This is a genomic window from Achromobacter spanius, from assembly GCF_002966795.1.
Taxonomy (GTDB): Bacteria; Pseudomonadota; Gammaproteobacteria; order Burkholderiales; family Burkholderiaceae_B; genus Achromobacter; species Achromobacter spanius_D.
Genome location: NZ_CP023270.1, coordinates 5,366,995 through 5,377,805, shown reverse-complemented (window position 1 = coordinate 5,377,805; position 10,811 = coordinate 5,366,995). Strand labels below are relative to the sequence as shown.

The window sequence follows — 10,811 nt, the reverse complement described above, 5'->3', positions numbered from 1 at the left end:
CAAATCCCTAGCACCACACCCACCATGAGCATCAAAAGCGACCGCTGGATCCGCCGCCAGGCCGAAGCCGGCATGATCGAACCCTTCGAACCCGGGCAGGTTCGTACGGCCAATGGCGGGCGCATCGTCAGCTATGGCACCAGCAGCTACGGCTACGACGTGCGCTGCGCCGACGAATTCAAGATCTTCACCAATATCAATTCGACGATCGTCGACCCCAAGAACTTCGACGAAGGCTCGTTCGTGGATTTCAAGGGCGACGTCTGCATCATTCCGCCGAATTCCTTCGCCCTGGCGCGCACGGTCGAATACTTCCGCATCCCGCGCAGCGTCCTGACGGTCTGCCTGGGCAAGAGCACGTACGCGCGTTGCGGCATCATCGTCAACGTGACGCCGCTGGAACCCGAATGGGAAGGCCACGTCACGCTGGAATTTTCCAACACCACGCCGCTGCCCGCCAAGATCTACGCCGGCGAAGGCTGCGCGCAGATGCTGTTCCTGGAAAGCGACGAGGTCTGCGAGACCTCGTATCGCGACCGCGGCGGCAAGTACCAGGGCCAGCGCGGCGTTACGCTGCCGCGCACCTGATTCCTCAGCAGGCGTGCGCCGGACGCGGGTCGTCGCGCGGGTCGACGGGCGCGTAATCGCGCAGGTAGTCAATATCCCACTCGCCTTCGCCGGTCTGCACAAAGCCGTGCCGGCGATAGAAGCGGTTCGAATCGCTGCCGCGCAACGCGCTCAATGTCACCTTTGCGCGACGGCGGTCGGCGTCCCGCAATATTCGGCGCAGCACCTGGCCGCCCACGCCTCGCCCCTGCGCAGAGGGATGCACGTACAGATGATCCAGCCGCAACCCGTCGCCGTCCGGCCGCAAGCAATAAAACCCGACGCGCTCGCCGTCTGCTTCGATATGCCAGGTGCATTCGGGGCGAAAGGTGCCACGCAGCCGCTCGCGCGCGCGGTCCGGGTCAAAGCGGCCCAGCCGTTCCAGGCTGTCTCGCATGGCGGCGATCCGCAGCGCCAAAAGCGCTTCGAAATCGGACTCGGCCACCGGCGTGAAACGCAGCGGCGCCGCCAGCTCGTCATAGCCCCGGCCAAGAAACTGCAGGATGCAGATGCCGTGGCCATACGGATCGGCCAGGTGCGCAATGCGGCCCCAGTCGTGCGTGGCGGGCGGGTCCTCCAGACGCGCGCCGGCGGCGACCGCCCTGGCCACCGCCTGATCCACGTCGTCCACCACCACGTCCAGATGCACCGGGGTCCAATGCCGCGCGTAGTCGCGGGGCTGGCGCACGGCGCCCGCGGCGGGCGTGCCAGCCGCCTTTTCGAGCAGATAGATGGGGGCGTCGGCGCCCAGCAGTTCGGCCCCTGTCGAACCCAGGCGGCGGTTCAGCGTCAAGCCGAAGGCCGTCTGGTAGAAACCGATAGCGTGTTCGAGATCGGGGACATCGATATTGACCAGGATTTTCATGGGGACATTCTGCGCTAAAGAACCTTATGCCGCGTCCGTAAAAAGATTACATGTGTTTGCCGATTTGGCGACGTCATTTCTGCAAGCGTTAGCAAGGCCCAATCCGTGCGTTACCCCCATATTCCCTGGCTGCCCCTGTTGTTCTATCCCGCGTTGCCGGTGGCCGCAGCGGTCGGGCTGCTGTTCTGGCGGGAATGGCCGCCTGCGCTCAGCCTGATCGTGCCGTTCGTGCCATGGGTCATGGCGCTGATCGGATCGGCGATCTGCCTGATGTATCAACGCTCGCAGACCATGGCGCTGATGCTGTGCGTGCTGGCCGTCACGGCGGCCTGGCCCACGCTTGCCCGGGAAGCCCCTTGGGCCATGGGGCCGGTGCTGGCCTGGTGGTCGCTCGTCTACACCATCAATGCCTTGTGGTCCGAACGATCCAGCATGCTGATCGACGTGGCGCTGCGCATCGGCTTGATAGCCGCCGGCGTGGCCGTGATCGCGCTGGTCGGCAAGGACGGCGTGGGCGACATCTTCAGCACCGTCGCGCTGCAGGGCATGCTGGCGCGCCTGGGCGTGCCGGCCGAGGCGCTGATCGCGCTGCTGGGCACGGGCCTGACGTTGACGCTGCTGCTGTTGCGCTACGGACGCCCGCAGCAGGCGGGCCAGTGGCTGGGTTTTGTGTGCATGGCGTGGGCGCTGCCGCGCGGCGCGGCGCATCCGCTTGAACTGGCGCTGATGTCCGCCGCGGCGCTGACGGCTCTGTGCATCTCGTTGGCGCACGAAGGCTTTCACATGGCATTTCGCGACGAGCTCACGGGTCTGCCCGGCCGCCGCGCGCTGAACGAACGGCTGCAGCGCATGGGCCGCGTCTACACGCTGGCGATGGCCGACGTGGACCATTTCAAGGCATTCAACGATACGCACGGCCACGACGTGGGCGACCAGGTGCTGCGCATGGTCGCCTCGCAGTTGCGGCGCGTGCCGGGCGGCGGCCAGGCCTACCGCTATGGCGGCGAGGAATTCACGCTGGTGTTTCCGGGCAAGACCGCGGCCGAGGCCATGCCGCACCTGGAAACGGTGCGGCGCGCGATCGAGGCCTACCAGATGCGCCTGCGGGACAAACCGGCCCGGCCCAAGGCGGACCAGATCGGCCAGCGCCGCCGCGGCGGACGGGGCGCGCGTGGCTCGCGGCCCTTGCGCGTGACGGTCAGCATCGGCGTGGCCGAACGCAGCGACGCCCTGCGCGCTCCGGACGCCGTCATCAAGGCGGCCGACCAGGCGCTCTACAAAGCCAAGGACGGCGGACGCAATCAGGTGTGGGCCTTTGGCGCGCGCCGCCGCGAGGGCGCTGCCTGACCCCCCGCGCCTACCGGTCGGCCAGCGGCATCGCCATCAGCGCTTCGTCGTACAGCTTGCCGTTGACGAGCAGCGCCTCGCGCTCGTGGCCATACACGGTGAACCCCAGGCTGGCGTAAAGCGCGGACGCCGCGACGTTGTTGGCGGTGACGCTCAACTGCACCTGCCGGATCCCGCGCATGGTTCGCGCGTGGTCGATCGCCGCGTGCATCAGCAGCCGGCCCAGGCCCCGGCCACGCTCGGCAGGCGCTACATACATGCTCCAGATGTGGGCCTTGTGCCGCACCTTCAGCTTGCGCTGGCGCCCCACGCCGACGATGCCGGCCAGCGCATCGCCCAGAAACACGCCATACATCGCGCCGTCGTTGGCCGGCGAAATCCATTCTCGGATGTCCGCCAATGTCAGCGTGTGTTCCTCTTCGTAACTCGATCCAAAGGACTCCGGCGTTTCGACCAGCGCGTTCAAACGCAATTGCCGCAAGGGCGCGGCGTCGGCAGCGATCAGTCGTCGGACGACAGGCTCGTTCATGGTGGCTTTGAGAGTGTTGGGATTAGGTAACGTTTGAGGAGTATAGGGGGGTGGCCTTGCCTATAATGGCCCCAACGCCGCTTGCGGTTTTCAACAAGGAGCCACTGATGTTCGGTTTCCTCAAGACAAACCAGGATGCGACGCGCCACGAAGTACAGGAAGAATTCGTGGCCCGTGTCGCGGGTGCAGCGCAGGACTTCGTGGAGGCGGCCGGTCCAACCGGCGCCGTGCTGGACTACTCCCCGTCCAGCGTCCATGCGCTGGATGACGCACTAGAGGCCGCCCATCTGGGCACGCTGCCTCTGACCCCCATGCAAACCGTCGGCGCTGCCGCCTATCTCTATGAAGTGGGCCGGCGCGCACATGGCGGGCTGTACGAGGTCTGCGACGACGAAGACCCCGTGGTCCTCGTCTGCGGCGAACCCGGCTCGGAAGTCTGCTTTGGAGCCATCGCCAAGGTCGAACGGCGCATCCGTTACGGGGCCGCCGAGGCCATCCCCGCCTACTTTGAACTCTTCATGACAGCCCTGCAGACGGGTGAAGCGCAGACCATCCGGTAGGCCGATCTGGCGCTTCTGGGGATTTCCCTTAGGGCTGTAAGAAAAACAGCCCTACAATTCCGCAATTCCCGCCGGCCGGCGGGTGCTCGTGCCGTCTGTCATCAGACGGTTTTTTACTCGCAGTACATTCGCGCCGCGATACGCGTCCGATCCGCCATGCCCCCAGGAGCGCCTGCATGAAATTCCGCTTCCCCATCTTCATCATCGACGAGGACTACCGTTCCGAGAACGCGTCCGGTTTGGGTATCCGTGCCTTGTCCGCAGCAATCGAGGCCGAGGGCGTCGAGGTGATCGGGGTGACCAGTTACGGCGACCTGAGCTCGTTTGCGCAGCAGCAAAGCCGCGCCAGCGCCTTCATCCTGTCGATCGACGATGAAGAGTTCGACGTGGACTCGCCCGAGGACGTGGCCGGCGCAATCAAGAACCTGCGCGCCTTCATCGGCGAGCTGCGCTTTCGCAACGCGGACATTCCCATCTACCTGTACGGCGAGACGCGCACGTCGGAACACATTCCGAACGACATCCTGCGCGAGCTGCACGGCTTCATCCACATGTTCGAGGACACGCCGGAGTTCGTGGCGCGCCACATCATCCGCGAAGCCCGCAGCTACGTCGACAGCCTGCCGCCGCCGTTCTTCCGCGAGCTGGTGAAGTACGCGCAGGACGGTTCGTATTCGTGGCACTGCCCGGGGCACTCGGGCGGTGTGGCGTTCCTGAAAAGCCCGGTTGGCCGGATGTTCCACCAGTTCTTCGGTGAAAACATGCTGCGCGCCGACGTCTGCAACGCCGTGGACGAACTGGGCCAGTTGCTGGACCACACCGGCCCGGTCGCCGAATCCGAACTGAACGCCGCGCGCATCTTCCACGCGGACCATTGCTTCTTCGTGACCAACGGCACGTCGACGTCGAACAAGGTCGTGTGGCACGCCAACGTCGCCGCGGGCGACGTCGTGGTGGTGGACCGCAACTGTCACAAGTCGATCCTGCACGCCATCACGATGACGGGCGCGATTCCCGTGTTCCTGCGCCCCACGCGCAACCACCTGGGCATCATCGGACCGATCCCGCTCGAAGAGTTTCACCCGGACAACATCCGCAAGAAGATCGAAGCCAACCCCTTCGCGCGCGAAGCGGTGAACAAGAATCCGCGCATCCTGACGCTGACGCAGAGCACGTACGACGGCGTCATCTACAACGTCGAAATGATCAAGCAGCAGCTCGGCAGCTATGTCGACACGCTGCACTTTGACGAAGCCTGGCTGCCGCACGCGTCGTTCCACGAGTTCTACCAGGACATGCACGCCATCGGCCAGGACCGCCCGCGCAGCCAGGACGCCATGGTGTTTGCCACGCACTCCACGCACAAGCTGCTGGCCGGCATTTCGCAGGCCTCGCAGATCATCGTGCAAGAGTCCGAGACCCGCAAACTGGACCGCAACGTCTTCAACGAGGCGTATCTGATGCACACGTCCACGTCGCCGCAGTACGCGATCATCGCGTCCTGCGACGTGGCCGCGGCCATGATGGAGCCCCCGGGCGGCACCGCGCTGGTCGAGGAAAGCATCCGCGAAGCCCTGGACTTCCGCCGCGCCATGCGCAAGGTGGAATCCGAGTTCGGCAAGAACGACTGGTGGTTCAAGGTCTGGGGCCCGAACCGTCTGGTGTCCGAAGGAATCGGCAATCGCGACGAATGGATCCTCGAAGCCAACGACCACTGGCACGGCTTCGGCGAAATGGCCGAAGGCTTCAACATGCTGGACCCCATCAAGGCCACGGTCATCACGCCGGGGCTGGACATGTCGGGCAGCTTCGGCGAAACCGGCATTCCCGCCGCGCTGGTCTCCAAGTACCTGACCGAGCACGGCGTGGTGGTCGAGAAGACCGGCCTGTACTCGTTCTTCATCCTGTTCACCATCGGCATCACCAAGGGCCGCTGGAACACGCTCTTGACCGCCCTGCAGCAGTTCAAGGACGACTACGACCGCAACCAGCCGCTGTGGCGCATCCTGCCGGAATTCTGCCGCGACCATCGCCGCTACGAGCGCATGGGCCTGCGTGACCTCTGCCAGCAGATCCACGAGGCCTACCGCGAGCGCGACGTCGCCCGCCTGACGACCGAGATGTACCTGAGCGACATGGTGCCGGCGCTGAAGCCGTCGGACGCCTTTGCCCGCATGGCGCACCGCGAAGTCGAGCGCGTCGACATCGACAAGCTGGAAGGCCGCGTTACGGGCGTGCTGCTGACGCCGTACCCGCCGGGCATTCCGCTGCTGATTCCGGGCGAACGCTTCAACCGCACCATCGTGCAGTACCTGCAGTTCGCCCGCGAGTTCAACGAACGCTTCCCGGGTTTTGAAACCTACATCCACGGCCTGGCCGACGAAGTGGGTCCGGACGGCGAAAAGCGTTACTACGTCGATTGCCTGATCGAAGAGTAAGCACGGGCGGGCCGGAAATCTTGATGTTCGATGTTGCAGTGCTTGGCGCGGGCGCCGCGGGCATGATGTGCGCGGCGGTCGCGGGCCAGCGCGGCCTGCGCGTGGTGCTGGTCGACCACGCGCAGCGCCTGGCCGAGAAGATCCGAATCTCGGGCGGCGGGCGCTGCAACTTCACGAACATCGGGGCCGGGCCCGCCAATTTCCTGTCTGAAAATCCCCATTTCTGCCGGTCGGCGCTGTCGGCCTACACGCCGCAGGACTTCCTGGCGCTCATGAAGCGCCACCGCATCGCCTGGCACGAGAAACATCGCGGCCAGCTGTTCTGCGACGACTCCAGCGAAAACATCATCGACATGCTGCGCGCCGAGTGCGACGCGGGCAATGTGCAGTGGCGCATGGGCTGTTCGGTGGCCGAGGTCGCGCATGGCGCCGAAGGTTTCGAGCTGCGCACCAGCCAGGGCGTCATCCGGGCCGCCAAGCTGGTCATCGCGACCGGCGGCATGGCGATTCCGCAACTGGGCGCCACCGACTTCGGCCTGAAGATCGCTCGCCAGTTCGGCCTGAAGGTCGTCGAGCCGCGCCCCGCGCTCGTGCCCCTGACCTTCGACCCGGCGCAGTGGCAGCCGCTGTCCGAGCTGTCCGGCGTGGCGCTTGAAGTGAACCTGCAGACGGGGCAGGGCAAGGCGCGCGGCGAATTCCTGGAAGACCTGTTGTTCACGCACCGCGGGCTGTCGGGACCGGCGATCCTGCAGATCTCCAGCTACTGGAAGCCGGGCGAGCCCATCGTGATCGACCTGGCGCCGGGCCGCGACCTGGCGCAGGAACTGCTGGCGTCCAAGTCCGGCAACCGCCAGCAGCTGCACACGGTGTTGGGCGGACTGTGGCCCAAGCGGCTGGCCGATCGCTGGCTGCATCTGGCCGAGCAGGGCGGCAAGCCGGGCCTGGCCGCGCTGCGCCTGGCCGACGCGCCGGACAAAACGCTGCGCGGGCTGGCGCAGGACATCCATCAGTGGACGCTCGTGCCCAGCGGCACGGCGGGCTACAAAAAGGCCGAAGTCATGCGTGGCGGCGTGGATACGCGCGGCCTGGACCAGAAGTCCATGCAGGCCAAGGCCGCGCCGGGCCTGTACTTCATCGGCGAGGCCGTGGACGTCACGGGGTGGCTGGGCGGCTACAACTTCCAGTGGGCGTGGGCGTCGGGCGTGGCCTGCGGGCAGGCGCTGTAGGCCGCCGGCCGTTTTCGTCCGCACATCAGCAAGGTCTTGAAGTCGCCCGCCCGGGCACATTTCGGCCAATCCGGCATTGTGATATCAAATAAAAATACATATCATTTATGTTTTGATCTTTATCAAGCCTGTCCCGCCAGGGACGGATCAGCCGGAGACTCGCATGGCCTACACCCTTCCGCCCCTGCCGTACGCCTATGACGCGCTGGAACCTCACATCGACGCGATGACGATGGAGATCCACTACACCAAGCATCACCAGACCTACGTCAACGGCCTGAACACCGCGCTGGAGGGCGCCGGCATCGCCACGGACGAACCCGTGGAAGCCCTCGTCGCCCGCATCAAGGAATTGCCCGAAGCCGTGCGCGGCGCCGTGCGCAACCACGGCGGCGGCCACGCCAATCACAGCCTGTTCTGGTCCGTCATGTCGCCGCAGGGCGGCGGCGAGCCGGATGGCGCGCTGGCGGCGGCTATCGACGCCGAGCTGGGCGGGCTGCCTGCCTTCAAGGAAGCCTTCACCAAGGCGGCGCTGACCCGCTTCGGCAGCGGCTGGGCCTGGCTGAGCGTGACGCCGGCCGGCAAGCTGGTGGTCGAGAGCAGCGCCAACCAGGACAGCCCCCTGATGGAAGGCAACACGCCGATCCTGGGCCTGGATGTCTGGGAACACGCTTATTATCTGAAGTACCAGAACCGCCGGCCGGAATACATCGGCGCTTTCTACAACGTGGTGAACTGGCCCGAGGTCTCGCGCCGCTACGCTGCGGCAAAGGGCTGAGCGCATCTCCCGAAAGGAGCGCAGCCGCATATGAATACCTTCAGCCGTCATCGCGTGCGGCCGGCGGCCACCAGCATCAGCGTCTGGACGCTGGCCGTGATGGTGTCCTGCCTGGCCCTGTACCAGCTCTGGGTTTACCTGGACGTGCGGGCGCCGCACGTGGCCGACGCGCTGCTGGGGGGGCTTGTCGCGGCCGCCGCCACCGCGCTGGGCACGCTGCCCATTCTCTTTGCCCGCACCATTCCCCAGAAAGCGCAGGACAGCATGTTCGGCTTTGGCGCCGGCGTCATGCTGGCCGCCAGCGCGTTTTCGCTGGTCGCACCGGGCATCGCCGCGGGCGAGGAGCTGGGCTACGGTCCCTGGGGCGCCGGTCTGACGGTCGGCGCCGCCCTGCTGTTGGGCGCAGCCGTGCTGTTGCTGATGGACCGGATCCTGCCGCACGAGCATTTCATCAAGGGCAGGGAAGGGATGGAGGCGCACCGCCTGCGCCGGACCTGGCTGTTCGTGTTCGCGATCATGCTGCACAACCTGCCCGAGGGCCTGGCAATCGGTGTGGGCTACGCGGCGGGCGACCCCGTGCGCGGCACGGCACTGGCGACCGGCATTGCGATCCAGGACATTCCCGAGGGGCTGGTGGTGGCGGTGGCCCTGCTGGCGGCCGGCTACAAGCGCACATTTGCCGTGGCGCTGGGCATGCTGTCGGGGCTGATCGAGCCCGTGGGCGCCGTGCTGGGCGCCGCCGTCGTCGGCTGGTCTGCGCCGCTCCTGCCGTGGGGCCTGGGCTTTGCCGCGGGCGCCATGCTGTTCGTCATCAGCCACGAGATCATTCCGGAATCGCACCGCAAGGGGCACGAGGTCTACGCCACCTGCGGCCTGATGATCGGTTTCGTGCTGATGATGCTGCTGGATACCGCGCTGGGATAGCGCCGGCGGGCGTGCAACAGGCCTAGGCTTACCCCGGGCTTTCGTTGTATGCTTTCGGCGCTGTCACGCATGCTGCGGGAGAGAGCGGCCGAAGGCGTCAAGCCCGGCCGCCGCCGAAGGCGCAATTCGCCCAGAATCGCTCAGGTAACCGATACCGCGCAGGCTTGTCCCGTCCCGCATTTGCCGCCATTGCCGGCCATGCGGACGCGGCAAAACAGCACTCTGGAGAGACCTGGCGCCGCGCCCTAAACAGGGACACTGCGAGCAGCCCAGGCGCCGAAGGTGCAAACCCGCCACGCGGGGCAACTCTCAGGCAAAAGGACAGAGGGGCGGAAGATTCAGCCGTTGCGCGGGCGCCGTCCGCCCGCAACCAGCGGCATTCCGTAACCCTGGCATCGCTGCCGTCCCGGAGTTCCCCCGCATGTCCGCATCCCTCAAACGCACCCCGCTCGCCGAAGAACACATCGCCGCTGGCGCCCGCATGGTCGATTTCGGCGGCTGGGATATGCCGCTGGCCTACGGTTCGCAGCTCGAAGAGCACCACGCCGTGCGCCAGGACGCCGGCATGTTCGACGTCTCGCACATGCTCAACGTCGATGTGACGGGCCCGGATGCCTTCGCCTTCCTGCAGCGCCTGGTCGCCAACGACGTCGCCAAGCTGACGGTGCCGGGCAAGGCGCTCTACAGCTGCATGCTGAACCCGCAGGGCGGCGTCATCGACGATCTCATCATCTATTTCTTCGCTGCCGACGAATGGCGCGTGGTGGTCAACGCCGGCACGGCCGACAAGGACGTGGCCTGGATGCAGCGCGTCAAGCAGGCCGGCGCGTTCGACGTGACCATCGCCCCGCGCCGCGATCTGGCCATGGTGGCCGTGCAGGGCCCCAACGCCCGCGCCAAGGTCTGGGCCGCCCGCCCGGCCTGGCAAGCCGCCAGCGAACCGCTGACCCCCTTCGTCGCCGCCCGCGTGGGCGACGACACGCTGGTCGCCCGCACGGGCTACACCGGCGAAGACGGTTTTGAAATCGTCCTGCCCGCTGCTGAAGTCGTGCAACTGTGGCGCGACCTGATCGCCCAGGGCGTGCGTCCGGCAGGCCTGGGCGCGCGCGACACGCTGCGCCTGGAAGCCGGCATGAACCTGTACGGCCAGGACATGGACGAACTGACGCACCCCGGCGAAGCCGGCCTGACCTGGACCGTGTCCGGCAAGAACGCCGAGCGCCGCTTCATCGGCCGCGACGCGATCGAACAATTCGCCAAGCCCGCCACCTTCATCGGCCTGAAGCTGCAGGAACGCGGCGTCATGCGCGCGCACATGGCCGTGCGCACCGCGCAGGGCGTGGGCGAGCTGACCAGCGGCACCATGTCGCCCACGCTGGGCGTGTCGATCGGCTTTGCCCGCCTGCCGCAAGGCGTGGTCGCGGGCGATACGGTCGAGGTCGACATCCGCGGCAAGTGGGTGCCCGCCGTGGCGTGCAAGCTGCCTTTCGTGCGTAACGGCAAAGCCGTCGAACACTCGTAAACTCGAACCTCGCGCG

At 66.4% G+C, this 10,811-nt stretch carries 10 protein-coding genes and 2 riboswitches; of the genes, 8 read left to right on the top strand and 2 right to left on the bottom strand.

The genetic code is table 11. The features are described from left to right. Positions 1–24 precede the first annotated feature (24 nt). The gene (gene dcd / locus CLM73_RS24370) at positions 25–588 is read left to right on the top strand and encodes a dCTP deaminase (protein WP_008166733.1); all 564 of its coding nucleotides are present in this window, start codon (positions 25–27) and stop codon (positions 586–588) included. 4 nt (positions 589–592) lie between these two features. On the opposite strand, the gene CLM73_RS24365 is transcribed toward dcd, so the two are convergent. Next, positions 593–1,471 (bottom strand): GNAT family N-acetyltransferase, encoded by an 879-nt coding sequence (locus CLM73_RS24365; RefSeq protein ID WP_105240611.1) that lies wholly within the window; start codon positions 1,469–1,471, stop codon positions 593–595. Positions 1,472–1,576: 105 nt separating this feature from the next. On the opposite strand from CLM73_RS24365, the gene CLM73_RS24360 reads away from it, so the two are divergent. Beyond that, complete coding sequence (locus tag CLM73_RS24360) at positions 1,577–2,818, top strand: sensor domain-containing diguanylate cyclase (protein ID WP_105240610.1); 1,242 nt, start codon at positions 1,577–1,579, stop codon at positions 2,816–2,818. 10 nt (positions 2,819–2,828) lie between these two features. Here the strand turns inward: CLM73_RS24360 and CLM73_RS24355 are convergent, their stop codons facing one another. Beyond that, positions 2,829–3,347, bottom strand: coding sequence for a GNAT family N-acetyltransferase (locus CLM73_RS24355; RefSeq protein ID WP_105240609.1), 519 nt, complete (start codon positions 3,345–3,347; stop codon positions 2,829–2,831). Between the two features lie 107 nt (positions 3,348–3,454). On the opposite strand from CLM73_RS24355, the gene CLM73_RS24350 reads away from it, so the two are divergent. The 6 genes from CLM73_RS24350 to gcvT all read left to right on the top strand — a co-directional run bounded on the left by CLM73_RS24350 (position 3,455) and on the right by gcvT (position 10,795). After that, on the top strand, positions 3,455–3,907 hold the full coding sequence (locus CLM73_RS24350) for a hypothetical protein (RefSeq protein ID WP_105240608.1): 453 nt from the start codon (positions 3,455–3,457) through the stop codon (positions 3,905–3,907). 176 nt (positions 3,908–4,083) lie between these two features. Beyond that, positions 4,084–6,345, top strand: coding sequence for an arginine/lysine/ornithine decarboxylase (locus CLM73_RS24345; protein WP_056559073.1), 2,262 nt, complete (start codon positions 4,084–4,086; stop codon positions 6,343–6,345). 23 nt (positions 6,346–6,368) lie between these two features. After that, a complete protein-coding gene (locus CLM73_RS24340; RefSeq protein ID WP_105240607.1) occupies positions 6,369–7,571 on the top strand; it encodes an NAD(P)/FAD-dependent oxidoreductase in 1,203 nt (400 codons plus the stop codon). A 163-nt stretch (positions 7,572–7,734) separates the two neighbouring features. Continuing rightward, on the top strand, positions 7,735–8,349 hold the full coding sequence (locus CLM73_RS24335) for a superoxide dismutase (protein WP_105240606.1): 615 nt from the start codon (positions 7,735–7,737) through the stop codon (positions 8,347–8,349). A 30-nt stretch (positions 8,350–8,379) separates the two neighbouring features. Beyond that, on the top strand, positions 8,380–9,273 hold the full coding sequence (locus CLM73_RS24330) for a ZIP family metal transporter (protein ID WP_105240605.1): 894 nt from the start codon (positions 8,380–8,382) through the stop codon (positions 9,271–9,273). Between the two features lie 65 nt (positions 9,274–9,338). After that, positions 9,339–9,440, top strand: a riboswitch (glycine riboswitch). A gap of 45 nt (positions 9,441–9,485) precedes the next feature. After that, positions 9,486–9,608, top strand: a riboswitch (glycine riboswitch). Positions 9,609–9,694: 86 nt separating this feature from the next. Further along, entirely contained in the window at positions 9,695–10,795 is a 1,101-nt protein-coding gene (gene gcvT / locus CLM73_RS24325; protein WP_105240604.1) for a glycine cleavage system aminomethyltransferase GcvT, read from the top strand. Positions 10,796–10,811: the final 16 nt, after the last annotated feature.

Coding starts and splice junctions, on each gene's coding strand:
- dcd (WP_008166733.1), top strand. CDS start 25: ATGAGCATCAAAAGCGACCGCTGGATCCGCCGCCAGGCCGAAGCCGGC.
- CLM73_RS24355 (WP_105240609.1), bottom strand. CDS start 3,347: ATGAACGAGCCTGTCGTCCGACGACTGATCGCTGCCGACGCCGCGCCC.
- CLM73_RS24340 (WP_105240607.1), top strand. CDS start 6,369: ATGTTCGATGTTGCAGTGCTTGGCGCGGGCGCCGCGGGCATGATGTGC.
- CLM73_RS24330 (WP_105240605.1), top strand. CDS start 8,380: ATGAATACCTTCAGCCGTCATCGCGTGCGGCCGGCGGCCACCAGCATC.
- CLM73_RS24345 (WP_056559073.1), top strand. CDS start 4,084: ATGAAATTCCGCTTCCCCATCTTCATCATCGACGAGGACTACCGTTCC.
- CLM73_RS24350 (WP_105240608.1), top strand. CDS start 3,455: ATGTTCGGTTTCCTCAAGACAAACCAGGATGCGACGCGCCACGAAGTA.
- CLM73_RS24365 (WP_105240611.1), bottom strand. CDS start 1,471: ATGAAAATCCTGGTCAATATCGATGTCCCCGATCTCGAACACGCTATC.
- gcvT (WP_105240604.1), top strand. CDS start 9,695: ATGTCCGCATCCCTCAAACGCACCCCGCTCGCCGAAGAACACATCGCC.
- CLM73_RS24335 (WP_105240606.1), top strand. CDS start 7,735: ATGGCCTACACCCTTCCGCCCCTGCCGTACGCCTATGACGCGCTGGAA.